This is a genomic window from Ferrimonas futtsuensis DSM 18154, assembly GCF_000422645.1.
Classification (GTDB): Bacteria; Pseudomonadota; Gammaproteobacteria; order Enterobacterales; family Shewanellaceae; genus Ferrimonas; species Ferrimonas futtsuensis.
Window position 1 is genome coordinate 94,369 of record NZ_KE383897.1, and the last position, 22,850, is coordinate 117,218.

Consider the following 22,850-nt stretch of genomic DNA (forward strand, 5'->3'; position numbering starts at 1 on the left):
CTTATCCGGGGCGTCCGTCCAGCCTGGGCTTGCTCAGCATGCCGGTATAGTGCCACAGGAACAAGCCGAAAGCGGCGGTCCACAGGCTGGCGGCCAGCCAGTGCCAGACGACGGTGTTCTCCGGCCAGAGGATGGGACCAAAGGCGCGAATCAGGGCCGCGGCCAGGATCATCATAAATCCAGGTGCCATGGCCGGGCCTTCATAGATGTTGCGGCCGGTATGCCCCAGGGAGACCCGCGAGATCATCGACAGACACATGCCGCCGATGGCGCCCACCCCCACCAGATGCAGCATTTGACGCTCCACATGGGGATTATCCAGGAACAGGGCCATCCCCAGCAGGGCCAGGGCGATGCACAGGTAGCTCAGGTGCAGCGACCACAACATGGGCTCTTTCAGGGTTTTGTGGGGGAACCAACGGGCCTGACGTACCAGTTGCAGAGCACCTGCGGCCACCAGCAGAGCCTGCAGCGCCACGCCGCTCAGGGTATGGGTGACCGAGTTGACGGCCAGTACCGCCAGGGCGATAAACAGCGGCCAGTCCAGATAGGGCAGGGGAGAGGGCTTGCCCCTCTTGATGCGGATGGCGGTGAAGAACGGCACCACCCGGCCACCCACGAAGGTGATCATCAGTGCCATCCACCAGATCATCGCCTGCCACAGGGTGGTGGAGAGCACCATGTCTCTCTGGTAGAGGGCGTAGTAGCTGTAGAGGTTGGCACCGGTGGCCAACAGCAGCAGCAGAGGGAAACCCAGGTTGCGCCACTGATGGACCTTGATGATGGAGTGGCCAATCTTGGCGGCGGTGATCAGCAGGAAGCCGGCGTCGGCCACGGCGGGCAACCACAGGGGAATGGCGGTGGGCAGCATCAGGCTGACCCGTGCCACTAGCCACAGCAAGAACACTAGGGCCAGGGGCCAACCCTTGAGGCCAGGCTGATTGGTCCAGTTCTGGGTGGCGGTCAGCAGGAACCCGGCGACGATGGCCATGGCGAACCCGAACAGCATCTCATGAGGGTGCCACCAGATGGGGATCACCGGGGTAAAGAAGCTGGGGCTCAGAATCGGCGATTGCCCGGGCAGGTACCAGACCAGCAACCACAAGGGGATCAGCAACGCGGCAGCGGCGGCGCCGGCGAGGAACATGGGACGAAATCCAAGCCGGAACAGTGCCGGAGTTGGGTCTTTGAAGTTGGGATCATCGATATTGAGCATAGGGTCACCTGCAAAATTGGGTGTCATTCAGGGCGGTCTTTGGAGAGGGGCTAACTCAAACTCTAAAGGTGCATTCAAAATGACAGTTATACTTTAGTGAAATACTCGGGAATGCTCAAGAGCTGTCTGAAGCGCTCAGGCAAAGTGTGAACTGGTTCACCAAGTGCCTATTACTTAAGGGGTAAATACGCCGACACTCCCTTCAGTTTGGTCAACAAAAGGAGTGTTGTCTTTTGGGGTATTGCAATAGTTCGGTGATCTAAATTCATACTGATTTTGTATAAGAGGGTGATATTTGGTGGAAAAGTGACCGAATTGGGGCCATGTTATAGGCTTAGGGAGTAGGAAAGGCGCAAGAGATGGCGCCTCAGTTAGGGAAGCAGAACCATGACTCATGTATTTACTCACCCCGATGACGTGAAACAACGTGTCCACATCGAACTGCCGCTGGTGGCCATCGCCGGCATCCTCACCTTGATGTTTCCGACCTGGGTGGACAATCCACACTGGTCGCTGATTCTGTTTTGTTCCGCCCTGGGATTGTGCTGCTTTCGCATGACCTATCAGATCTTGAGGTTGATCCCCTACCTCAATACCGAAATTCAGGTGGACCCGGTGGGCTTTACCCTTACCAGTGCCGATGGCAACTTTATCCGTCATCTCTGGCAGGAGGTGGATGATGCCTACTACGATCGGACTTCCCAGGTGATGGTGGTGGAGGATGCCAGGCAGCAACCGCTGTTTGTGGTGTCGGAGCAGATCAACGATTTCCCTGATCTGGAAAAGGCGATACGCCAGCACGCCTTGATCTGCCTGTAAAAAAACAGGGGAGCTGTCTGCTCCCCTGACCTCTCTAGGGCTTGATGTAGACATAGCCCTCTTCAGACTGCAGTCGGATTATCTCCAGGGTGCCTGAGGGGACAAACTCCACTCCGGCCAATACCTGATCCTTGCTGAGTTCTCTGAATCGCAACGTGGAGGCGCAGAAGCGGAACTGCACGCCCTTCTCCATCAATGCCTCCACTCGGGGCGCGTAGGCTTTATTATCCCTGTCCGTTTCCCCCTTGAGCAGGAAGTCCACTCCGCCGGCATAGGCGACCAGAGTGATGTTCATCTCCGGGTTGAGCCGCAGATGATCCTGAGCCATGTACAGGGCGAAGCGCCCCTGAGTGGGGTCATCGATATGGAAAACCACTTTGGTTGGCTGGGCGATGGCCGCCATGGGAAGCATCAGAATGAGTAGGGTGGCTCGGACAATGTTCATGGTGTTTCCTCCCTCCGGAATCGGGGCAGATGGAAGGTCACAATTAACTCTAGGTAGAGTCCGAGTTCACAGCAAGGCGCAGTGGCAAAAATCGAAGCGGACCTGGATCACGCCCTGAAGCACTCGCCAAAATCACTTCAACTTTCCACAGTGTTTCCCTCAAAGCCAGTTTCTACAATGGCCCCAGCAAGGGAGCCATACGTGCCGCAGCCAACTGGCCGCGAAGGGAACCGGATGAGAGATCCGGGCTGTACCCGCAACTGTAATCGGCCCTACCAACAGGTAGCGCACCGCTGAAACGCCACTGGCTCAGGCCGGGAAGGGCAGCGGAGCGCGAGTCGTAAGCCAGGAGACCTGCCCTTGCTGTCGTGCTGGATCCCGGGGCGGGCCTACCCCTGGAGCAGTCGGTCTCGCCCTGACGCCAGCAACAGTTCCGGACCTTGGCCGTCCACAGTGCCCCTGGGCACGAAAGGAAATTCACCTCCATGAAACCCCTTAAGATTGCGGCCGCCGCCGCTCTTCTTAGCGCCAACCTGTCTGCGGCGCCTCTCAGTGAGACTGACCACTCCAGTGCCATTGTCCTGGCCGCTTTTGGCACCAGCTATGATTCCGCCCTGAGCTCACTTTTGCAGATTCAACGGGATGTGCAGGCTGCCTACCCGGAGACGCCGGTGCACTTTGCCTTTACCTCCAACATCATCCGCAAACGCTGGCAGGCCCGTCGTGATGATGCCGAGTACCGGGCTGCCCACCCCGAGGTCCCGGAATCTCTCTATTCGGTGAAGAACGTGCTGGGCACCCTGGCGGATCTTCAGGATCAGGGCTACCGCGACATCGTGGTTCAGACCACTTTGCTGACCCATGGCGAGGAGTTCACCGACCTGCTGGCCTACACCGATGCCCTGGCCGGCATCGACACCGTCAAGGCCAGGTGGAAGCCGTTCAACCGCATCGCAGTGGGCCGTCCGCTGATGGGCAGTTGGGGTCCGCAGTTCGAGTATCGGCAAGATCTCGCCAGGCTGGCTGAGTCGCTGTCGGCGGACGTGGCGATGGCGAAAGAACAGGGCGCGGCCCTGGTCTACATGGGGCATGGCAATGACCATCTTTCCACCGGCCTCTACTACGAACTCGAGGAGCTGATGAGTCAGCAGTATCCCGGCGTCAGCATCTATGTGGGCCTGGTGGAGGGGCACCCCGACTTCGGCCGTCTTAAATCGCGACTGGCCGAGGATGGCATCACCAAGGTGGTGCTCAAGCCGATGATGGTGGTGGCAGGAGACCATGCCACCAATGACATGGCCGGCGAGGAGGAGGATTCATGGAAGGTTCAGCTTCAGGGCGCGGGCATCGAGGTGACTCCGGTGCTTAAGGGGCTGGGCGAGACGCCTCAGGTGCGTCAACGCTACCTGGCACACCTGGCCGACGCTGCAGACGCAGCGGGCATTGTATTGAACTGATCCCGTCGCCGGGCTGCAGGTCAGCCCGGCATTTTGGAGAGCCATGATGACCATTGAACCCAGCCCGGTGCTGGAAGGGGCCAAACTGACGCGCACCTTTGGAACGCGCAGGGCCGTGAATGATGTCAGCTTCTCACTCGTTTCTGGCGAGTTTTGTGCTTTGTTGGGGCCCAACGGCGCCGGCAAGACCACGCTGATCAAGATGCTGACCGGGCTGTTGCAACCGGACGGTGGCGAAATCCGCTATATGGGTGAGCCCTACAGCAGCGATCGACTGGCTCTGAAGCGCCTGATTGGGGTGGTGCCTCAGCACAACAACCTGGACCGCGAGCTTAGCTGCGCCGAGAACCTTAGGGTGCATGGGCTGCTGTATGGCATGCGGGGCCAGCAGCTGAGTTCGGCCATCGATCGCAGCCTGGCCTTTGCCGAGCTGATGGAACAGAGGGAGGTGACCGCCGACAAGCTCTCCGGCGGGATGAAGCGGCGGCTGGTGATTGCCCGCGCCCTGATGCACAGGCCCAGGATTCTGTTTCTCGATGAGCCCAGTGTCGGGTTGGACCCCCACAGTCGCCGCAGCATGTGGCAGTTTCTTAGCCGCATCAATAGGGCCCAGGAGTGCACCATTTTGCTGACCACCCACTACCTGGAGGAGGCGGAGCGACTGGCAAACCGGGTGCTGTTTATCGATAAGGGCAGGGTCATTGCCGATGGTGACGTAACCAGTCTGACCCAGACCCTGGGCCCCTTCGTCCTGGAGCGGGTAGGGGAGGGCAATTGGGTGGAGTTTTTCGACAGCAGGGAGTTGGCTCTCGCCCGCCTGGGAGAGATCGAGGAGTCCGGCAGCGTGCGTCCCACCACCCTGGAGGATGCGTTTTTACAGATGACAGGCACTCGGTTAGTGACCCATGGTTGATGGCATTGTAGGAATCTATTATCGGGAAGTGCGGGTGCTGTCCCGCAAACTGCCTCGGGTGGTGCTGGCGGCGGCGGTGCCCCCCTTCCTCTACCTGATGGCGTTTGGCTTTGGGGTGGGCAAGGACTCTGTGGTTCAGGGGACAGATTACCTGAGCTTCCTGCTGCCTGGACTGCTGGCCATGGCCAGCATGAACCAGAGTTACAACATCGCCACGGAGATCAACATCAGCCGCTTCTACCTGAAGATCTTCGAGGAGTTTCTGCTGGCGCCGGTGCAGCGCTGGCAGGTACTGGCGGCGGAAACCCTTTATGGTGTGACCCGGGGGATGATCCCGGTGGCGATCATCATGGTCTACGCGGCATTGTGTGGCATTCAGCTCAGTTTTGGCCTGGGGTTCTGGCTTTCCCTGCTGTTTCACCTGGCGGCCTTCGCCCAGATAGGTTTCATCGTGGCACTGAAGATGAAAAACCACAGAGATCAGGCGTCGATGAACGCCTTTGTCATCACCCCGATGATGTTTCTCTCCGGCACCTTCTTCCCTGTGGAGCAGATGCCGCAGCTGATTCAGTGGGCCGCGGCGCTTTCGCCCCTGACCTACAGCGCCGATCTGCTGCGCCACGCCTTGTTGGGGCAGAGTCTGGACCTGGTCTCCATGGGGATACTGGCGGGGCTCAATCTGGTGTTGGCGATGGTGGCGCTGCACACCCTGAAGAGGATGGAGCCTTGAGACTCCTCAGCCTGGCAATACTGCTGCTGGCTTGCGCCGCAGCCACCCTGGCCGGCCCCCAATGGCTGAATCCGTTGCAGCTGGATGAGGTGGGCAGAGGGATCTTGGTGGAGCTGCGGCTGCCCAGGGTGCTGTTTGCCGCCCTTATCGGCGCCATGCTGGGGCTCGCCGGCAGTGTCTATCAGCTGACCCTGAAAAACCCCCTGGCGGACAGCTTTACCACAGGTGCCGCGTCCTCTTCGGCGCTGGGGGCGGTGCTGGCCATCGCCCTGGGCGTGCCGGGTCACTGGGTGGCCCTGTGCGCCTTTGCCACCGGATTGGGCGGCCTTGGCTTGGTGTATCGCCTGTCCCAGACCCGGGGACGCATCAACCCCATTACCATGATTTTGGCCGGCGTGGTGATGAACATTGTCGCCTCCGCCATCATCAGCTTCTCCAAGTACTACTTCGAGGACTCCCTCAATGCCATCGTCTACTGGCTGATGGGAGGGATCTTTCTGGTGAGCTGGGACAGGCTGCTGCTGTGTGCCGTGCTGTTGACCGGGGTATACCTCTTCCTCAGCCGCCGGGCGCAGGCACTGAACCTGCTCAGCTTGGATGAGGCCTCAGCCCAGAGTCTGGGGGTCAATGTGAAGCGGTTGCGCAGCTGGGCCTTTGTCTTTTCCACCTTGATGGTGGCGGTGGCGGTGAGCTTCTCCGGCATCATCGGCTTCGTCGGGCTGATCGTGCCTCATGTGGCCCGCAGTCTGTTTGGCAGCGACATGAAGCTGAACCTGTTCTATTCGGCGCTGATGGGCAGTGGCCTGCTGGTGGCCTCCGACGCCCTGTCCCGCACGGTGATCCCCGGCGGCGCCGAGCTGCCGGTGGGGATCATCACCGCCATCTTAGGCGGCGGATTCTTCTTCTATCTGCTTCAAACCCGTCGCGAGGCACTGTGGCATGGCTGAGATCCTACTGACTCAATTGTCGTTTCATCGTTCCGGTTTCCAGCTTGAGCTCGACCATCTGGTGATTGCCCCGGGAGAGAAGGTGGCCCTGATGGGGGAGAACGGCTGCGGCAAAAGCACCCTGTTGTCCCTGATGACCGGCCTAGCCCAGCCCCGGGTGGGCAGCATCGCCTATGACGGCCGCGAATTGGCGGCGATCCCCTTCAATGAGCGGGCTAAAACCTTCTCCCTGCTGGCCCAATTCTCCGAGGTCTCCTTCCCCTTGACCGTGGAGGAGGTGGCCTTGATGGGGCGTTTCGCTCACTTGGGGCCTCAGGGCTACAGCCAGGAGGACAGGGCGCTGAGCTGCGCCAACCTGGAGCGGGTGGACATGCTGAGGTATCGCCATCGCAGTTACGGAGAGCTGTCCGGCGGCGAGCAGAGGCGGGTGATGCTGGCCCGGGTGCTGAACCAGCAGACGCCGGTGATTTTCCTGGATGAACCCAGTGCCAGCCTGGATGTACGCCATACCCTGGAGATCTTTGCCCATCTGGCCAGCCTGGATGCCACCGTGGTGACCGCGGTGCACGACATCAACCTGGCCTATGACCATTTCGATCGCTTCCTGTTTTTCAAGCAGGGGAAATTGTTGTTTGACGTGCCCCGAGCAGGGGTGACCCCGGAAATATTATCAGAGGTGTACCATGTATCGGTGTCTGTGGATTCTCGCGCTTTTGCTTTTCGCCGCCACCGCCCAGGCCTATCAGCGGGTGGTGCTGCTGGCTCCGGCGGCGGGGGATCTGTTTCAGCGGTTGGATCAGTCCCACAAGGTGGTGGGCGTCACCCGCTCCAACGAGGATTTTCCCCATGCCCTCAAGGTAGGCAGCCACATCAAACCCAACCTGGAGTTGGTGCGCAGCCTTAAGCCGGACCTGATTGTGCTGGGCTCAGAGCGCTTTTTCAGCTCAGAGATGCAGAGCCTGGTTGGGGCGGAGACTCTGATCTATAACCCGGTGACTCTGGACGGGGTGCTCAGTGGGGTGGCGGAGTTGGGCCAGGCCCTGGAGTGTCAGCCCAGGGCTGCCAAGCTTGTTGCCGAGCTCAGCGCCTTGCGAGCGCAACTGCGACCTGTGCCCCGTGCCCCCGGGGTGATCTTCGAGGTGACCGAGATGCCACTGACCATCGCCGGCAGAGGCAACATTGTCGCCGACATCATCAAGGCCGCCGGGGGAGAGTTGTTGGCCCCCTCCAGTCGCAAGCTGATCAAGTTCAGTCCGGAAGCGGTGTTGATGAATCGCCCGGAACTCTACCTCTATCAGGTGGGCCCGATGAACCGCAGTCCGTCAAAGCCTTTAAGCCGGCCCCACTACGCCAGGCTCAAGGCGAAGGAGCTGGCGGTGGATCAGCTCGCGTTTTCCCGGGCCAATGGTCACTCTTTCGATCTGGCCCTTGCGCTTAACCGCCTGTTTTTGGGCGAAGAGTCTTCGCTGAAGGCGGACCTTTAAGCAATACCCGGCTGAAACAGGCTGATCAGCGTCACATTCAGCTTCACGGGCAAAAATCACTTCAACTTTCCACAGTGTTTCTGGCGGACGGGCTCTCTAGACTGGGCACAGTTCCAGGGGCCCGCAAAAGGGCGGCCTGTCTCAGTTATTCGAGCCAGGCAGGGGGAACCGGATCGAAATTCCGGGCTGTACCCGCAACTGTAGTCAGCATCGCTGAAAGCCAGAATACCCACCTCGAACCTTGACGCTAAACGCCAGGCGGGCCTACCCGGCAGTAGTGAGAGATCATTGCACCCGCCCCCCTGTCGTTGAGCTTCCAAAGAATTTTGTGGAATGCTTCAAGTGACCAATACCCAACAATCGCCATCCGCCGCCGGGGTCACCCGAATCCGCAAGAGCCGCCACCGGGGTGAGCTCAGGCGGGGCTACACAACAGGCGCCTGCGCAACTGCCGCGTCCCTGGCTGCCCTGCAGTGGTTGTGTGGTGGCGAATCCTCTGCACCTGAGCGGGTCACCATCCAGCTGCCCATTGGCGAGCAGGCCAGTTTCGACGTCATACCTCACAGCCTCGAGCCGGGCCGCGCCTGCTGTGCGGTGATCAAGGATGCGGGCGACGATCCAGATTGCACCCACGGAGCGGCCATCACCGCGACCGTGGCGCTGGAAGAGCAGCCGGGGATCCGCTTCGAAGCGGGAGAGGGGCTAGCCGTTGTGACCCTGCCCGGGTTGGAACTGGCGGTGGGGGAGCCGGCCATCAACCCGGTGCCCCGCAAGATGATGCGTGAGCACCTGCTGCCTCTGCTTCAGCAATTCGGGCTGTCCGGGGTGCGGGTGTCCATCAGCGTCCCCGGCGGGGAGGTCCTGGCAGAACAAACCATAGGTCGGCGCCTGGGCCTCGTTGGTGGCCTGTCCATCCTGGGCACCAGAGGCACGGTCAATCCCTACTCCACCTCTGCCTACGCCGCATCGGTTCGCCAGAGTATCCAGGTGGCCCGGGCTCAGGGGCTGGAACAGGTGGTGTTGACCACCGGCAGCCGCACCGAGAAGGCGGCCATGTCGCACCATCCGGATCTTACTGACACCGCCTTTATTCAGGTGGGGGATTTTACCGGTGTGGGCCTACGCGCCGGCGCCCGCTACGGGGTTCGGCGGCTGGAGCTGGTGACCATGATCGGCAAGCTGTGCAAGCTGGTCTCAGGCACCATGATGACCCACGTCAGCGGCCGCCCCATCGACTTTGAGCTGATGGCCAGCCTGGCTACAGACCACTGCCAGGACAAGGTGGTCATTGACCAGATTCGTCAGGCCAATACCGGCCGTCACATTCTGGAACGGGTTCGCGGGGTGTTACCCCAATCTTATCTGCAATCTCTCTGCGCCGAGGCTGCCCGCCACTGCGCCGAGTACTCCCACAACGCCTTTTCGGTAAGTGTTCGCCTGGTGGACTTCGACGGTTCCACCCTGGCCTGCGCCTGCCATGGAGAGCTCCAATGAGTGCCATGCAACAACTGACCGCCCAGGGGCGGCAAATCGAGTCTGACTCCTTCGCCATCATCGATCAGGAGGTGGCACACATGGGGGGACACCCCTTCACCCCGGGCCAGTGGAATGTGGTGCGACGCGCCATCCACACCACGGGAGACTTTGAGTTCAGGGAGTTGTTCCAGTTTTCCCGGGACGCGGTGGAAGCCGGCGTCCAGGCGCTGCGCCGTGGCTGCAACATCATCTCCGACGTCACCATGATCACCGCCGGCGTCAGTCCGGTGCGCAGCGAGCGTTTCGGCGTCACCTGCCAGTGCTTCATCAGCCACCCCCAGGTGATCGACCGTGCCAGGGAGCAGGGGATCACCAGAGCCATCGAATCCATGCGCTTCGCCCGGGAGCAGGGGCTGCTCGATGGCGCCATCGTCGGTGTGGGCAACGCCCCCACCGCCCTGTTTGAAGTGCTTCGCATGGTCGAGGCCGGCGAGGCCAAACCCGCCCTGATCATCGGCATCCCCGTGGGCTTTGTCCGTGCCGACGAATCCAAAGATGCCCTGGTGGCCCAGAGCGGGGTGCCCTACATTGCCTCTGTGGGCCGCAAAGGGGGCAGCCCCCTGGTGGTGTCCACCCTGCATGCCCTGATGGTGGAGGCGGCACAGTGACAGGGCGCATCCGGGTTATCGGTGTCGGCGACGATGGCTGCCTCAGCCTGACCAGCCGCGCCATCAATGCGGTGGCCGAGGCCGAGGTGCTGGCCGGTGCCGGCCGCCATCTGGCGTTCTTTCCCCAGTTTCAGGGGGAGCGGCTGACACTGACCACCCCTATCGAGGGCTACCTGCAGGCCATCGCCGAGTCGGCCCAGCAGAGGGATGTCTGTGTGCTGGCCTCCGGCGATCCCATGTTCTTCGGCATCGGCAGCCGCATCAAAACCTTCCTCGAAGGCCTGGAGCAGCCTCCGGAGCTGGAGATTATCCCCAGCCTCAGTGCCATGCAGCTGGCCTGTGCCCGACTCGGCTGGGCCAGTCAGGAGACCGACCTGCTGTCGGTGCATGGCCGCCCCCTGACCGGTTTGGTGGCCAGGCTTCAGCAGGGCGAGCGTTTCGTCCTGCTCACCGATGCCGAGCACAACCCCAGGAGAATCGCCGAGCACCTGCTGGAGTTCGGTGAAACCCATTGGCGGATTCATTTGTGCGAAGCCTTGGGCGGGGTCAACGAGCGAGTGCGCAGCTTCGACATTGAGCAGCTGGTACAAGGGAAGGCCGAGCCTGTTCAGCCTCTGAATCTGATGATGCTGGAGCGCACCGACGCCTTGCGTTGGGGCGGGTATCCCGGTCACTGCCCGGATGACGCCTACGCCAAACGCACCCCGGACAGGGGGCTGATCACCAAGGCGCCGGTTCGGGCGGTGGCGGTGGCCAACCTCAGGGTTCAGCCGGATTCCGTGGTCTGGGATCTCGGCGCCGGTTCCGGCTCCATCGGCATCGAAGCCGCCAAGCAGGCCTGGCAGGGCCAGGTGTACGCGGTGGAGTGCAACGACCAATGTTATCCCACCCTGGAGGCAAATCGGCGTGCCCACAGGGTGGACAACCTCACCTTAATCAAGGGGCGGGCGCCCCAGGCTTTGGAGTCTCTGCCTGACCCAGATGCGGTGTTTTGTGGCGGCAGCCGCGGGGAGATGGCGGCGATCTTCAAGTTGGCCCTGGCCAGGCTCAAGCCGGGCGGCCGGCTGGTGTTCAGTGCGGTCACCCTGGAGAGCCTAAGCGAGCTGCACCAGTTGTGCCGTGACGCCGGCGTTGATGCTCAGGTGCTGATGCTCACTGCCGCCCACGGTCAGAGCCTGGCGCACTACACCCGATACCAGGGGGATAACCCCATTCATCTGTTTACCATTGAAAAGAGGGCCGAAGGCCAATGAACAAAACGGGAAAACTCTACGCCATTGGTGTTGGCCCAGGCGCCGGCGATCTGATGACTCTGCGCAGCCTGCGCCTGATGCAGTCGCTGGATGTGATCGCCATTCCTGAAAAGAACAAGGGCCAGGCAGACTCCTTTGCCTGGGCCATTGCACAGCAGGAGCTGGATACCGAGAGCATGCGCGGTGAAGCGCTCTACCTGTGGTTTCCCATGACTCGTGATGTCTCCATCACCGTCCCCGCCTGGGAGGCGGCCGCCGAGGCCCTGGTCAGTCGACTGCAGGCGGGGCTGGACGTGGGCTTCATCACCGAGGGGGACCCATCGGTATTCAGCACCTGGGCCTACCTTCAGGAGGAGCTGGCAGAGCGCCTGCCCAACCTGCAGGTGGAGGTGGTGCCTGCGGTAAGCTCCATTACTGCGGTGCCTGCGGCAACCACCATCCCTCTGGCCGATGGCGAGGAGCGTTTCTGTGTGGTGCCTGCGACCTACGGCATCGAAATGCTGCCGAGGCTGATTGAGGAGTTCGACACCCTCATCCTCATCAAGGCCGGGCGTATGGTTAAGCCGCTGATTGAGATGCTGGAGCCCATGGGGCTGCTGCACTGCGCCACCTATGTATCTCACGCCACCGGCGAAAATCAGCAGGTGTACCGGGATCTTCGAGAGGTGCCCGAGGAGCATCGCTACTTCGCCATGGTTCAGCTCTCCATTCGCGGCCGTAAGGGCATTTTGCGTCGGGGCCAGCAATGACCCGGATTGCCATCCATGCCATCACCCGCAAAGGCGCAGAGCTGGGGCAGAAGCTGACTGCTCAGTTGCCCGGGGCGCGTTTGTTTGTGCTGGACAGGCAGGGAGATTGGGGCGGCGAGCAGGCGCTCAACCTGCCGCTGGCGGAACACCTTCAGCAGCAGTTTGGCTCCTACGACCAGCACCTGTTCCTGTTCAGTGCCGGCATTGCCACCCGCATGTTGGCACCGCTGCTTCAGGACAAACGTCAGGACCCCGGCGTGGTGTGCATCGACGAAAATGCCCATTTTGCCATCCCCCTGCTCGGTGGCCATCGAGGCGGTGCCAACCAGATGGCAATTCGGGTTGCCACGCTGTTAGGCGCCACCGCCACCCTCACCACGGCCTCTGACAGCTCTGGGCTGATCTCAGTCGACACCTTGGGTGAGCCCTTTGGTTGGCAGTTGGATCCCGCCTGCGAAGGCGACCTGACTCAGGTGGCCAGCGCCGTGGTCAACCATCGTCCCACCCTCATCTGGCAGCAGGGGGGCGAGAAAGGGTGGTGGCAGGGGCAGGAGCGCATGCCCGAGCATCTCAAGGTCAGCGAGTCGGCCGAGTTGCCGCCTGTGGGCGCCATGGACGCGGCGGTGGTGATCAGCCGCAGCCGCACACTGCCCAAGCTGACCCTGCCGGCTGCGATTTGGCGCCCCAGGGATCTGGTGCTGGGCATCGGTTGCGATCGCAACACCCCGCAGCAGGTGATAGAGCAGGGCATCGAGGCTTTTTTGCATGCCAATAACCTTCACCCGCAATCCGTAGCGCGCTTCGCGTCCATCGACCTTAAGGCCGATGAAGTGGGGATCCTGGCTATGGCAAAACATGTCGAGCGGCCCTTCGAATGTTTCAGCGCCGACGCCCTCAGAGACGTCAAGGGAATTGAAAACCCATCGGACACCGTCCTGCGCTGCATCGGGGTGTCGTCCGTTGCCGAAGCCGCCTGCCTGCACAGCAGTGGCTCTGACAAGTTGCTGGTGCCCAAATTCAAATACCGGGGGCAGGGCTACAACCTGACCCTGGCCGCCTGTGTCATCCCCTTTGAGGAGCCCCTGGTTCGCAGGACACTGAAGAATTTTTTCTCCGGACCTTCACGCACCCGTGCCAGCCACAAAGGCCTGGCCAGCGGCGGGGCGCCCAAACCCGTGCGCCATTACCGCCACCATCTGGTGGTGTGCGAGGGCGGCCGCTGCCAGCAGTCCGGTGCCGAGGGTTTGGCCCATCAACTGCGGCAGATCCTCAAGGAGATGAACCTCTCCAAGGGCCAAAACCGCATCAAGGTGACCCGAAGTCATTGCGCAGGCGCCTGTCGACAGCGTGCCACGGCGGTGATCTACGCCAGAGGTGCGGATGTCAATCACAGCCAGTGGCTGCAATCCCTGGAAGGGTTCTCCAAAGAGCAGTGGCAAAGGGTGTTCCAGGCCCTCTCCAAAGGGCAGGCCCTGGCCGAGGTGGTGCCTGCCCAGTGCCTGGCCACCATGGAACCCTGCCCATGATTCCCCGGGCACCGGCAAACTCATTGAACTGCGGCCTGTTGAATGTCAGCGGTCCGCACTGAGAAATAAACCTGATTTGAGGAGGCACCACCATGAGTGGTCACCTGAGTATTGTGGGCATCGGCCCCGGCTCCCTGGAGCTGTTAACCCCCATGGCGTCTCTGGCCATCAAAGAGGCCGATCTGGTCGTGGGCTATAAGCCTTACCTGGATATGGTTCGTCCCCTGCTGGTATGTCAGGAAACCAGCGCCAGTGGCATGACCCGGGAGGTGGACAGAGCCACCCTGGCGGTCGAGGCCGCCTTGTCCGGCAGGCGGGTGGCCATCATCTCCAGCGGCGATGCGGGGATCTACGCCATGGGCCCGCTGGTGTATGAATTGCTGGCTGAGAAGGGCTGGCGGGGCAATGACGATCTGCCGGTACAGATGATCCCAGGCGTCACCGCGGCCAACTCCTGCGCGTCTCTGGTTGGGGTGCCCCTGGGCCATGATGCCTGCACCATCTCCCTGTCGGACCTGCTGACCCCCTGGAGTCTGATTCGTCAGCGCATCGAGGGGGCGGCCATGGCGGATTTTGCCATCACCTTCTACAACCCCAGATCCCGCCGCCGTACCCAACAGATCATCGAAGCGCAGCAGATCCTGCTCAAGCACCGCAGCGGCGATACCCCGGTTGCCGTTGTGGACAACGCCTATCGACCGGAGCAATCGGTGCAGCTCTCCACCCTGGACAGCTTTACCGATCTGGAGTTCGGCATGACCGCCGCCGTGGTGGTGGGCAACAGCCAGAGCTACCGCTTTGCCGATCTGATCGTCACCCCTCGGGGTTACAGCAAAAAATATGACTTGAACGATGGCTCGGTGAAGGCGGGCCAGAAGCGGGGACGCTCCCTGGACGAAACTCAACTGGAGGTATCAGCATGACCGTATTTTTCATTGGCGCCGGCCCAGGCGATCCGGATCTTATTACCGTCAAGGGTGCCCGCCTGGTGGAGTCCTGCCCTGTGGTGCTCTACACCGGCTCTCTGGTGCCCAAGGAGGTGGTGGCCCGTGCCCGGGAAGATGCCCTGGTGCTCAGCTCCGAAGAGATGGATCTGGATGAGATCATCCAGGTGTGCGTCGATGCCCACGACAAGGGGCAGGACGTGGCCCGGGTCCAGACCGGGGATCTCTCCATCTACAGCTCCCTGGCAGAGACCACCCGCAGGCTGGATAAGCTGAACATCGACTGGAAGGTGGTGCCTGGAGTGAGCTCGTTCCAGGCGTCGGCGGCGGCGCTGGGTCAGGAGCTGACCTTGCCTGAGCAGTGCCAGACCATTATCCTCAGCCGGGCCTCCGGTCGTACTCCGGTGCCGGAGAAGGAGAACCTCAAGTCTCTGGCCGAGCATGAGGCTACTTTGTGTCTATTCCTCTCCGCCAGCCTGATCCGCAAGGTGGCCCGGGAGCTCAAGGAGATCTACCCGGGAAGCTGGCCGGTGGCGGTGGTGGAGAAAGCTTCCCACCCCGAACAGCGCATCTTGCGCGGCACCCTGGACACCATAGTGGATCAGGTAGAGGGCGCCGGGATCCGTGCCACGGCGATGATCATCGTCTCCAAGGTGCTGGATACCACAGAGTTTCGCGACTCGCGCCTCTACGCCGCCGAGTTTACCCATGGTTTTCGCCGGGCGCGGATCAGCGAGGCGGAGGTCAGCCATGACTAAGCCGGGGAAGGTCTACCTGGTGGGGGCCGGCCCGGGTGACCCTGGCCTGCTGACTCGCCGCGCCCATGAACTGATGGGCCTGTGTGACGTGGTCTGCTATGACCTGCTTATTGATGCGGCGGTGCTCTCTCTGGTGCCTGCGGGTACCACCATGATCCCGGTGGGGTACCGGGGTTATTGTGGCACCAGCATCGAGTATGGCATGCACCCTGAAGTGGTGGAGCAGGCAATGGCCGGGCGCAGTGTGCTGCGCCTCAAGGCCGGCGATCCCTTCATCTTTGGCCGTGCCACCGAAGAGTGTCGCTGTCTGCAGCACCATGGCATCGACTACGAGGTGGTGCCCGGCATCAGCTCGGCATTGGGGGCGGCCGCCTATGCAGGTTTTCCGCTGACCAGTAATGGCATGGCGTCCGACGTCACCTTCGCCAGCGGTCACAGGGCATCCACCACCATTGGCAACTGGGCGGCGATGGGTCAGAGCTCCGGCACCTTGGTGCTCTATATGGGGGCGAAAAAACTGGCTCAACATGCCAGAGAGCTGATAGAGAGAGGCAGGGATCCCTGCACGCCAGTGGCGGTGATTTCGGCGGCCACCAGTCATAAGCAGCGGATGATTACCGCCGAACTGAATGAGATCGGCGAGCGCATTGCCGACTTCGGCAACGGCGATCCCATGCTGGTGGTAATGGGGCAGGTGGTGTCCTTGTCTGAAGAGTTGGACTGGCGAGGCGCACTGCCTCTCAGCGGTGTACAGGTATTGGATTGCGGAGGTGACACTGCGTTGGTGGACTCGTTGAGGCATCAGGGCGCAGTGGTGGTTCAGGCGCCTCAGATTGAGTTGAGTTACACACTGGATGATGCAGGCTGGCAACGGCTGCTGGCCGCCAGGGAGTTGTGGCTGGACAGCCGGGAAGCGGCCGAGAGTCTGTATCACCTCTGTCTGGAACAGCAACTGGATTGCCGTCATTGGCATTGGCGGTTGTCGGGCACTGAGCAGGCCTGCGCCTGGATGGCGCAACAGGGACTTTTCATCAAGCAGATGGAGAAGCCAGCTTCAGAGGCGCTGAGCATCACCAAGTATGCCTCTGAAGGCCTGTGCCTGCGTAAGGTCCGTTTGATCGAGCCGGTGTACCCTTTGGTTCAGGCTTCCACGGTCACCGTTGAGGAGGAGAAGGCGTTCCACTATCTGGTGGAGCATGATCTTTTGAGTGCGGATGCTCTGGTGTTCAGCGGCTGCTATAGGGTGCGAGCAGAGGAGCAGCGCCTTGGCTTCAGGGTCAACGAATCGGCCCCGCAAGCCAGACGCGTGGCAGCCTGAACTCTTACGCGGACTGTTGCTGCGGCATCAGTTCGCGCATCTCCTCCAATCGCCACACCTGGCCATTGTCCGGTAGAGGAGGCGCGCCGCTCCAGGGCGAGAGCCCCCATGCCAGGCTCAGGGCGATCTTGAGCCACTCCCCGTGCCCCACCACCAGAATGCGCGTATCTCCGTGCATTTCCCGCATTTCAGTCCAAAATGCACCGATGCGACAGGCGACTGCGGAGGCGGCTTCAGAGCCTGGAATGGCCATGCAGTCCTGCTGATCCCTGCCGGTGTAGGCTTGCCACCACTTTGGATGAGTTGTCCTGTCCAGCCCTTGCAGAGCGCCAAAGCAGCGCTCATTTAACAGGGGAGAGGTCAGCACAGGCACACAGAGGGAGAGATTGGCCAGTTCGGCGCTGTCCCTGGCTCGCTTGAGTTCGCTGCAGTAGATCAACTGCGGAGAATGGGGGGCGGCCAGACGACCGCTTTCGTAAGCCTGTTTCTTGCCAGTGTCTGTAAGCGGGCTGTCAAAAGTGCCTTGCAGGGTGCCCAGATCATTCCACTGGGTTCTGCCGTGTCGGCAGTAGATAAGGGACATTTGTGGTCTCCAACTTCAGACCCGACAGTACACCAGTCCCTGGTGTGTGAAGACAATGTTACTTTCCACAGTAGTTTTCCATTGGTGACTCAGCTCTCACAGTGTTTCGAGAGAGCAGTTGTCCAAATCATGAGTTTCGCATCAAACTTTTCACCAAATCCGTGATGAGAGATGTTTTGTTATCGACAGGTAGCGTTTTCTGGCTGCAAAACAGACAATCGAGCCTGATTTAGTGAAAATATGTGACAAATGCCAGTTCCATTTGAGTCTGTAATCAGTAAGATGATTTGTGAACTTAACTACAATTCTACGGTGTTAGGTTCATTATCATTTCCCTGCAAAAGGCGGCGTCTCATCAGCGCTGCCTTTTTTTATCTGCGCTGCAGCCCGCACCAGTGTTGAGTTTGTGTGTTCAGAATTCCCAATGTTTATATCGCAAGTTTCTAATGCGCTCGTGGATGGACTGAGAGGGCAGGATGGTGCGATTACATTGTAATTTAATTACAATATTCTGGTTAAAAGCCAAGCGTTCCGCAAAGTGAAAACACGAAACGTTAACACTAAACTCCCTCGATTCAGTGATACCGTCTATTTTCTATGGCTTGGATGTAAGTTCTCTTTATAAGGCAAATAAAGCTGGGTTTGTTCAATGGCCCGGCCTCGTCCAAAGTCCGATTCAATGTTTGCTCAACACCTGGGCGCCGCTCAGTTGTGCGGCCTGTGGTGGCAATCCGGTCAGACACAGCGCCATGCCTTCGGAGCCCCCCTTTGCAACGGAACACTCTGTTGCACAGGCATTCAAGAGGTACTCTTATGTAAGGCAATAGGAGAAGTTGAATACTCTGGTGTTCGCGCATCGGTTTCGGAGATTGGGCTCAAAATGGCAGAGAGCGGTGGACTGAAGGGCAGACCATGGCCAATCAGGGAGGGGGATTATGGAGCTTGTGGATTTTTTGTGTGCGGAAGAAGCCGGGAGGTGGCGCCCCATCAACGATGGCGTGATGGGGGGCGTGTCTCAAAGCCAGATGGTGGCCACCGAGCAGGGGTGCTGTTTTGAAGGTGTAGTCTCCCTGGAAAATGGCGGAGGCTTTGCCTCCATGCGTCGTCCCCTGGTATTGCCTGAGGGTTGCCGGGCCCTGAGGTTGACGCTCAGGGGGGACGGCAACAGCTATCAACTCAGGCTGAAGATGGATGGCTTATGCGACGGGGTGCTCTACGTAGCCGGGTTTGCCACTCAGCCGGGCAGGGACGAGGTGATAGAACTGCCCCTGAGCGAGTTCGAGCCGAGGTTTCGCGGTCGCACCGTTGCCGGAGCCGAACCTCTGGATGAGAACAGGGTCGAGCAGCTTGGGTTGCTGATGGGGCAGGGCCAAAGTGGTCCCTTTGCCCTCAATCTGTATCAATTGACGGCAGTGAGTCAGCTTCAGAGCAGCTGAGCGCAAGCTCGGACAAGTCCCTGCTGTTTTTGATGTTTTTTTATGCAAGAGGATTGTTCCTTTTCTCAAACTCGGTAGTGTAAATAGAGAAAGGCACTGATAGCCACGCCATGGAGGGCATATGAGAAACTATCAGTTGACCCCGGACCAGCGCCGCCTGTTTTCCAGGCAGGGCCTGTTGCGTTTGCCCGGGTCATTCCCACCCCAACTTGTGCATCGCTGGCGACAGGTAGCATCGCATCTTGAGCAGCAGGCTCTGGAGGCCCACAGTCAAGGTGTGCATGGCAGGGATTTCTGCGTCATCGAAGACCCTGTGGGACCCAGGCTGATGCGCTACGATAACCTGCTTAGCTACGCCACCGAACTGGTGCTGGATACCCTGGCCTGCCCGGCGATGATGGCGCTGGCCAGGGAGTTGTGCGGGCCGGGCGCCGTCCCGCTGAACCTCGGCCTGTTCTACAAGCATCAGCACCCCCACCCGGTGATCAATTGGCATCAGGGCGCGCAGCACGACCGTCGTTTTCCCTACCTCAATGTTGGCCTCTACCTGGATGACGCGGACGCAGGAGATGGCTGCCTGAGGTATGTGCCGGGCACTCAGCATGGACTCCAGTCCATCGAATCCCTAGTCGAGCATTATGGCTGGCATCCCCCCGGCGTGGTGGAGCAGCCTGCCAGAGCCGGAGACATTCTGGTGCAGGACATGATGATTCTCCACGGCTCTCCACCCAGACGTTCCGAAGGGGTGCGCCGCACCCTCTATGTTGAGGTTCGTCCTTGGCAGGCGGTGATGGAAAGCGGTTCCCAATCTGGCCAATGGGCTGAGCTGAGGCGCCGCTGGATGAGTCAGGTGTTGGCCCGGGCCGATGAAGAGGACTGGCCCGTCGACTGGGAGCACTATCCCCGGGCCGGCCAGTCGATTTCGGAGCTGGCGTCCGAGATAGAGAGCGGCTGGGAGCCGTCACTGCCCGGGGTCTGTGCCAGTCGCGACCTCTATCACCCCGAGTACCCTGTTCCCTCCGATCTGCGGCGTCAGAGGCGGCAAGACGAGGGGGGCTCGCGAGCGGAACCTAACTTCACTCGCTAGCTGCATTTGGGGTGGTCATGACCAGACTGGGTTGCTGAACGGCTCTCTATGGGCTGTATTGCGTTGATATACCAACGGTTTGGTCTACGCTTAAAGGAAACAGGGACGTAAAGGGAGGTGTCTATGAGCGTGGATGCTTTTGCTGTCATTGGCGGTATCGCCATCGGCTGTCTCTTTGCTTTGATTCTGTGTAATGCGCTGGCGCTCAAGGCCAAAGTGCAGAGTAGGGCAGAGACCGGCAGGGATACCGGGATACGGCAACACCTGGAGGAGTATCGGCGCCAGCTGCATCAGGTCAGTGCCGAGAACCAGAGGCTGAGGCAACGAGTTCAGGAGCTGGAGTATGAGGTAGAGCCGCTTCGCCAGCCCGGAAAAGGGTTCAGAGGTGATCCGCTGGATGCCTCTTTCAGGGTCAAATCTGTCAGATAAGAAGAAGGGGCCGGACGGCCCCTTTTTCATCTACAGTTTGAACTGATTTATCAGCCGGTTCAATGTGTCTGATTGCTGAGCCATCGCTTCTCCTGCGGAAGCGGCGTTGTGGGTTCTCTGGCTGGTTTCCGACACGATGTCGTTGATGGTGTTTACGTTCTTATTGATCTCATTGGACACCGCCGATTGCTCGCTGGCAGCACTGGCGATCTGCATGTTCATCTCGGTAATGCTGTTGACCGCTTCGCTGATCTGTCCCAGAGCCCGATCGGCACTGCTGGCCAGGGCGACACACTGTTCAGAGGTGTTGCGGCTGTCGTCCATGACCGACACGGCCCTGGCGGACTGACCCTGCAACTGCTCGATCATCTGCTGGATCTCCTGGGTCGACGCCTGGGTGCGACTGGCCAGGGTGCGTACCTCATCGGCCACAACCGCAAAGCCCCGCCCCTGATCCCCAGCCCGGGCCGCTTCAATGGCGGCGTTCAAGGCCAGCAGGTTGGTCTGTTCTGCTATGTTGCGTATCACCTCCAGTACCCCGTCTATTCGACCTGTCTCCTGTTCGAGATCCTTGATTACGGTAACGGCACCGTCGATTTCCGAGGAGAGCCGATGGATGCTGTCGGACACCGAGGAGACCACCTCTTTGCCTCCTTCCGTAGCCTTATTGGCGTTTTGCGCAGAATCCGCGGCCAGGGTGGCATTCTGAGCCACCTCCTCTACGGTAGCGCTCATCTGGTTCATCGCCGTGGCCGCCTGCTCCGTCTCCTGCAGCTGTTTGCTCATGCCGAGCTGGCTCTCACTGGTGATGGACGCCAGCTCCTGAGCGGAGCTGTCCAGCTGGCCCGCAACACCGGTGACCTCACTGATGGTGTTGTGGACCTTGGCGGCAAAGCGGTTGAAGGCGCGGGCCAGATCAGCCAGTTCGTCGTGGCCCTTGTCATCGAGCCTCAGAGTGAGATCGCCATCCCCGTCGGCGATGTTGGCCATGGTGGCGGTAGTGGCTTCGATGGGCTGGGTGATGCCTCGGCCGATGAACCAGGCAACCGCGATGCCGATGGCCAATGCCGCCAGCCCTGACAGGAGTATGGTGTTCCGCATCTGGGTCATCATCGCCAGGTTTTCGCTGCGATCCATCACCACCTCAAGCACACCCATGGGCTTGCCGGAGTAATCATTGATGTTGTGCAGGTAGACAGCCACGGGTTGGCCATTGAGATCGGTTTGAACCACCTGAGGCTGGCCGTCGAAGGCCAGCGCCAGTTGAGCGTCTGCGCCCAGGCGCAGATCGCCAAGAGTCGAACCAAAAGGCTTCCAGGCATCGCCATCCGGCAGGTGCAGGGCGATCTCGACCCCGTGGGTCTGTTTAAAGCGGTCGAAGAAGGCCTGGCCGAACGAGAGTCCGAACTCTACGGAGCCCTGGTGCTGGCCCTGGTGGGACACGGGCACCACGCCGCGGATGCCAATTCCGGCGACCCCTCGCTCCAGACCCATGACAGGTTGTTTCCTGGCATTGGTTTCTACCACGGTATGGCGAAAGGAGGAGAGATCATCGCCAAACTTGGCGGGCTTGTGTACCCGCAGGAAGGAGGTGGCCGGCGGGTTATGGAACTGGAACTGGCGGGCGCCGTACTGCTGTTTCATCACTTTGAAGATGGGCAGGGTGGTCTCGGCCAGAGTCTGCCTGTCCTGCTCGGCAAAGGCTTGTTGAAACTGCGGCGTCAGCGACACCACGGTAGCCAGCGCCTGGGCCAGGCGTCCGGAAGCATTGAGCTCGGTAGTGGCGGTTTCGTTGAGCTCCTCAAGCTGCCTGAGCTCGGCAGAGTCTATGGCCTGGGAGAATTGGACGATGATTAGCGGGAGGATAAAGGCCATCAACAGCGAGACCAGCAGGCTGATGCCGATGATGATGCGATTTTTGATGTTGGGCTTTCTTAACATGAACGACTCCGACAGACCTGCAGGCGTGGCAGCGCTTTCAGGGACTCAGGGTTAGCTTCTATTTATGGCTCCAGATTAGCGAGATACGGTGACTGGGGTTTGAGAGCAACAGCATGTTTCCTTAAAGTTTTTAATTGGTTTATTCAAAGTGGGATCCCTGGCCAAAATCCAATGGGACGGGAGCAGATTCTCTTCTCAGAAGGGGGCTTGAATGATACTTGGCGACGTCGGGGCTGGGCTTCGGCAAACTGATTGATTCAGAAGTTATTTGATTGGAAATTGTGCAAGGTCCGAGGGTCACATACACTGAGGTCAGGTGTGATGATCATTTGCCATGAAAGGAGTTCAGATGAATCAGTTTTTATATAAGCTTCGACCACTTAGGCCGGAGATGTTAAGTCAGGGGCCAACCCCTCAGGAGGCCAGTGCCGTGGAGGCCCATTTCGCCTATCTCAGCCGGCTCAAGGATGAGGGGAAAGTGGCAATGGCCGGGCGCACCCTGACTGAAGACCAGCACACCTTTGGCCTGGTGATCGTGTTGGCTGAGACTCAGGAGGAAGCCCAGAAACTGATGGAGTTCGACCCTGCCGTTTCAGAAGGGGTGATGGGGGCCGAACTCTTCCCGTTCCGTGTTGCCTTGTGGGGCGACGATCCTCGTTAGTGTTACCGTA

At 60.2% G+C, this 22,850-nt stretch carries 23 protein-coding genes and 2 riboswitches; of the genes, 19 read left to right on the forward strand and 4 right to left on the reverse strand.

The genetic code is table 11. The features are described 5' to 3' along the window. Nucleotide 1: 1 nt before the first annotated feature. Nucleotides 2-1,216, reverse strand: coding sequence for an NnrS family protein (locus tag G505_RS0119720; protein WP_028111093.1), 1,215 nt, complete (start codon nt 1,214-1,216; stop codon nt 2-4). 387 nt (nt 1,217-1,603) lie between these two features. On the opposite strand from G505_RS0119720, the gene G505_RS0119725 reads away from it, so the two are divergent. Continuing rightward, nucleotides 1,604-2,035: a hypothetical protein gene (locus G505_RS0119725; RefSeq protein ID WP_028111094.1), complete on the forward strand. Its 432-nt coding sequence runs from the start codon at nt 1,604-1,606 to the stop codon at nt 2,033-2,035. 34 nt (nt 2,036-2,069) lie between these two features. Here the strand turns inward: G505_RS0119725 and G505_RS0119730 are convergent, their stop codons facing one another. Further along, nucleotides 2,070-2,480, reverse strand: coding sequence for a DsrE family protein (locus G505_RS0119730; protein WP_028111095.1), 411 nt, complete (start codon nt 2,478-2,480; stop codon nt 2,070-2,072). Between the two features lie 173 nt (nt 2,481-2,653). Next, nucleotides 2,654-2,856, forward strand: a riboswitch (cobalamin riboswitch). A 109-nt stretch (nt 2,857-2,965) separates the two neighbouring features. Between G505_RS0119730 and G505_RS0119735 the strand changes: the two genes are divergently transcribed. From G505_RS0119735 to cobA, 14 genes are all read left to right on the forward strand, one after another. Next, nucleotides 2,966-3,937 (forward strand): sirohydrochlorin cobaltochelatase, encoded by a 972-nt coding sequence (locus G505_RS0119735; protein WP_028111096.1) that lies wholly within the window; start codon nt 2,966-2,968, stop codon nt 3,935-3,937. A gap of 46 nt (nt 3,938-3,983) precedes the next feature. Next, on the forward strand, nt 3,984-4,850 hold the full coding sequence (locus tag G505_RS0119740; protein WP_028111097.1) for an ABC transporter ATP-binding protein: 867 nt from the start codon (nt 3,984-3,986) through the stop codon (nt 4,848-4,850). Continuing rightward, nucleotides 4,843-5,580 carry an ABC transporter permease gene (locus G505_RS0119745; RefSeq protein WP_028111098.1) on the forward strand — a complete coding sequence of 246 codons (738 nt, stop codon included), beginning with the start codon at nt 4,843-4,845 and terminating at the stop codon, nt 5,578-5,580. The genes G505_RS0119740 and G505_RS0119745 overlap by 8 nt, the downstream gene beginning before the upstream one ends. After that, nucleotides 5,577-6,527: a FecCD family ABC transporter permease gene (locus G505_RS0119750; RefSeq protein ID WP_028111099.1), complete on the forward strand. Its 951-nt coding sequence runs from the start codon at nt 5,577-5,579 to the stop codon at nt 6,525-6,527. The genes G505_RS0119745 and G505_RS0119750 overlap by 4 nt, the downstream gene beginning before the upstream one ends. Then, on the forward strand, nt 6,520-7,431 hold the full coding sequence (locus G505_RS22150) for an ABC transporter ATP-binding protein (RefSeq protein ID WP_051216524.1): 912 nt from the start codon (nt 6,520-6,522) through the stop codon (nt 7,429-7,431). Before G505_RS0119750 ends, G505_RS22150 begins: the two co-directional genes overlap by 8 nt. After that, nucleotides 7,319-8,011, forward strand: coding sequence for an ABC transporter substrate-binding protein (locus tag G505_RS22595; RefSeq protein WP_169628236.1), 693 nt, complete (start codon nt 7,319-7,321; stop codon nt 8,009-8,011). Before G505_RS22150 ends, G505_RS22595 begins: the two co-directional genes overlap by 113 nt. 102 nt (nt 8,012-8,113) lie before the next feature. After that, a riboswitch (cobalamin riboswitch) is annotated at nt 8,114-8,262 on the forward strand. Between the two features lie 91 nt (nt 8,263-8,353). Then, entirely contained in the window at nt 8,354-9,505 is a 1,152-nt protein-coding gene (locus G505_RS0119765) for a cobalt-precorrin-5B (C(1))-methyltransferase (protein WP_245568408.1), read from the forward strand. After that, nucleotides 9,502-10,155, forward strand: a complete 654-nt coding sequence (locus tag G505_RS0119770) for a precorrin-8X methylmutase (protein WP_028111102.1) — start codon at nt 9,502-9,504, stop codon at nt 10,153-10,155. The genes G505_RS0119765 and G505_RS0119770 overlap by 4 nt, the downstream gene beginning before the upstream one ends. Beyond that, entirely contained in the window at nt 10,152-11,408 is a 1,257-nt protein-coding gene (locus G505_RS0119775; protein ID WP_028111103.1) for a bifunctional cobalt-precorrin-7 (C(5))-methyltransferase/cobalt-precorrin-6B (C(15))-methyltransferase, read from the forward strand. The genes G505_RS0119770 and G505_RS0119775 overlap by 4 nt, the downstream gene beginning before the upstream one ends. Continuing rightward, nucleotides 11,405-12,157 (forward strand): precorrin-2 C(20)-methyltransferase, encoded by a 753-nt coding sequence (cobI, locus tag G505_RS0119780; protein ID WP_028111104.1) that lies wholly within the window; start codon nt 11,405-11,407, stop codon nt 12,155-12,157. The genes G505_RS0119775 and cobI overlap by 4 nt, the downstream gene beginning before the upstream one ends. Continuing rightward, a complete protein-coding gene (locus G505_RS0119785; RefSeq protein WP_028111105.1) occupies nt 12,154-13,683 on the forward strand; it encodes a cobalamin biosynthesis protein in 1,530 nt (509 codons plus the stop codon). Before cobI ends, G505_RS0119785 begins: the two co-directional genes overlap by 4 nt. Before the next feature lie 92 nt (nt 13,684-13,775). Next, the gene (gene cobJ / locus G505_RS0119790) at nt 13,776-14,606 is read left to right on the forward strand and encodes a precorrin-3B C(17)-methyltransferase (protein ID WP_028111106.1); all 831 of its coding nucleotides are present in this window, start codon (nt 13,776-13,778) and stop codon (nt 14,604-14,606) included. After that, nucleotides 14,603-15,385, forward strand: a complete 783-nt coding sequence (cobM, locus tag G505_RS0119795) for a precorrin-4 C(11)-methyltransferase (RefSeq protein WP_028111107.1) — start codon at nt 14,603-14,605, stop codon at nt 15,383-15,385. The genes cobJ and cobM overlap by 4 nt, the downstream gene beginning before the upstream one ends. Beyond that, nucleotides 15,378-16,703 (forward strand): uroporphyrinogen-III C-methyltransferase, encoded by a 1,326-nt coding sequence (gene cobA / locus G505_RS22600; RefSeq protein ID WP_051216528.1) that lies wholly within the window; start codon nt 15,378-15,380, stop codon nt 16,701-16,703. The genes cobM and cobA overlap by 8 nt, the downstream gene beginning before the upstream one ends. Before the next feature lie 4 nt (nt 16,704-16,707). On the opposite strand, the gene G505_RS0119805 is transcribed toward cobA, so the two are convergent. Further along, nucleotides 16,708-17,286: a histidine phosphatase family protein gene (locus G505_RS0119805; RefSeq protein WP_028111108.1), complete on the reverse strand. Its 579-nt coding sequence runs from the start codon at nt 17,284-17,286 to the stop codon at nt 16,708-16,710. A 935-nt stretch (nt 17,287-18,221) separates the two neighbouring features. On the opposite strand from G505_RS0119805, the gene G505_RS22165 reads away from it, so the two are divergent. The 3 genes from G505_RS22165 (at nt 18,222) to G505_RS0119820 (ending at nt 20,238) form a co-directional block, all read left to right on the forward strand. Then, nucleotides 18,222-18,722, forward strand: coding sequence for a CIA30 family protein (locus tag G505_RS22165; RefSeq protein ID WP_051216531.1), 501 nt, complete (start codon nt 18,222-18,224; stop codon nt 18,720-18,722). 121 nt (nt 18,723-18,843) lie between these two features. Beyond that, the gene (locus G505_RS22170) at nt 18,844-19,809 is read left to right on the forward strand and encodes a phytanoyl-CoA dioxygenase family protein (RefSeq protein ID WP_051216533.1); all 966 of its coding nucleotides are present in this window, start codon (nt 18,844-18,846) and stop codon (nt 19,807-19,809) included. A 123-nt stretch (nt 19,810-19,932) separates the two neighbouring features. Next, on the forward strand, nt 19,933-20,238 hold the full coding sequence (locus G505_RS0119820) for a hypothetical protein (RefSeq protein ID WP_028111109.1): 306 nt from the start codon (nt 19,933-19,935) through the stop codon (nt 20,236-20,238). Nucleotides 20,239-20,268: 30 nt separating this feature from the next. Here the strand turns inward: G505_RS0119820 and G505_RS0119825 are convergent, their stop codons facing one another. Then, complete coding sequence (locus G505_RS0119825) at nt 20,269-22,179, reverse strand: methyl-accepting chemotaxis protein (protein ID WP_028111110.1); 1,911 nt, start codon at nt 22,177-22,179, stop codon at nt 20,269-20,271. A 349-nt stretch (nt 22,180-22,528) separates the two neighbouring features. Between G505_RS0119825 and G505_RS0119830 the strand changes: the two genes are divergently transcribed. Further along, nucleotides 22,529-22,840 carry a YciI family protein gene (locus G505_RS0119830; RefSeq protein ID WP_051216535.1) on the forward strand — a complete coding sequence of 104 codons (312 nt, stop codon included), beginning with the start codon at nt 22,529-22,531 and terminating at the stop codon, nt 22,838-22,840. The last annotated feature ends 10 nt before the right edge of the window (nt 22,841-22,850 follow it).

Excerpts from the sequence above, each read along its gene's own strand:
- G505_RS0119720 (WP_028111093.1), bottom strand. The coding sequence starts at position 1,216 with ATGCTCAATATCGATGATCCCAACTTCAAAGACCCAACTCCGGCACTG.
- G505_RS0119830 (WP_051216535.1), top strand. The coding sequence starts at position 22,529 with ATGAATCAGTTTTTATATAAGCTTCGACCACTTAGGCCGGAGATGTTA.
- G505_RS0119740 (WP_028111097.1), top strand. The coding sequence starts at position 3,984 with ATGACCATTGAACCCAGCCCGGTGCTGGAAGGGGCCAAACTGACGCGC.
- cobI (WP_028111104.1), top strand. The coding sequence starts at position 11,405 with ATGAACAAAACGGGAAAACTCTACGCCATTGGTGTTGGCCCAGGCGCC.
- cobA (WP_051216528.1), top strand. The coding sequence starts at position 15,378 with ATGACTAAGCCGGGGAAGGTCTACCTGGTGGGGGCCGGCCCGGGTGAC.
- G505_RS0119805 (WP_028111108.1), bottom strand. The coding sequence starts at position 17,286 with ATGTCCCTTATCTACTGCCGACACGGCAGAACCCAGTGGAATGATCTG.
- G505_RS22165 (WP_051216531.1), top strand. The coding sequence starts at position 18,222 with ATGGAGCTTGTGGATTTTTTGTGTGCGGAAGAAGCCGGGAGGTGGCGC.
- G505_RS0119730 (WP_028111095.1), bottom strand. The coding sequence starts at position 2,480 with ATGAACATTGTCCGAGCCACCCTACTCATTCTGATGCTTCCCATGGCG.
- G505_RS22150 (WP_051216524.1), top strand. The coding sequence starts at position 6,520 with ATGGCTGAGATCCTACTGACTCAATTGTCGTTTCATCGTTCCGGTTTC.
- G505_RS0119770 (WP_028111102.1), top strand. The coding sequence starts at position 9,502 with ATGAGTGCCATGCAACAACTGACCGCCCAGGGGCGGCAAATCGAGTCT.
- cobJ (WP_028111106.1), top strand. The coding sequence starts at position 13,776 with ATGAGTGGTCACCTGAGTATTGTGGGCATCGGCCCCGGCTCCCTGGAG.
- G505_RS0119785 (WP_028111105.1), top strand. The coding sequence starts at position 12,154 with ATGACCCGGATTGCCATCCATGCCATCACCCGCAAAGGCGCAGAGCTG.
- G505_RS0119745 (WP_028111098.1), top strand. The coding sequence starts at position 4,843 with ATGGTTGATGGCATTGTAGGAATCTATTATCGGGAAGTGCGGGTGCTG.
- cobM (WP_028111107.1), top strand. The coding sequence starts at position 14,603 with ATGACCGTATTTTTCATTGGCGCCGGCCCAGGCGATCCGGATCTTATT.
- G505_RS0119735 (WP_028111096.1), top strand. The coding sequence starts at position 2,966 with ATGAAACCCCTTAAGATTGCGGCCGCCGCCGCTCTTCTTAGCGCCAAC.
- G505_RS22170 (WP_051216533.1), top strand. The coding sequence starts at position 18,844 with ATGAGAAACTATCAGTTGACCCCGGACCAGCGCCGCCTGTTTTCCAGG.
- G505_RS0119820 (WP_028111109.1), top strand. The coding sequence starts at position 19,933 with ATGAGCGTGGATGCTTTTGCTGTCATTGGCGGTATCGCCATCGGCTGT.
- G505_RS0119725 (WP_028111094.1), top strand. The coding sequence starts at position 1,604 with ATGACTCATGTATTTACTCACCCCGATGACGTGAAACAACGTGTCCAC.
- G505_RS0119825 (WP_028111110.1), bottom strand. The coding sequence starts at position 22,179 with ATGTTAAGAAAGCCCAACATCAAAAATCGCATCATCATCGGCATCAGC.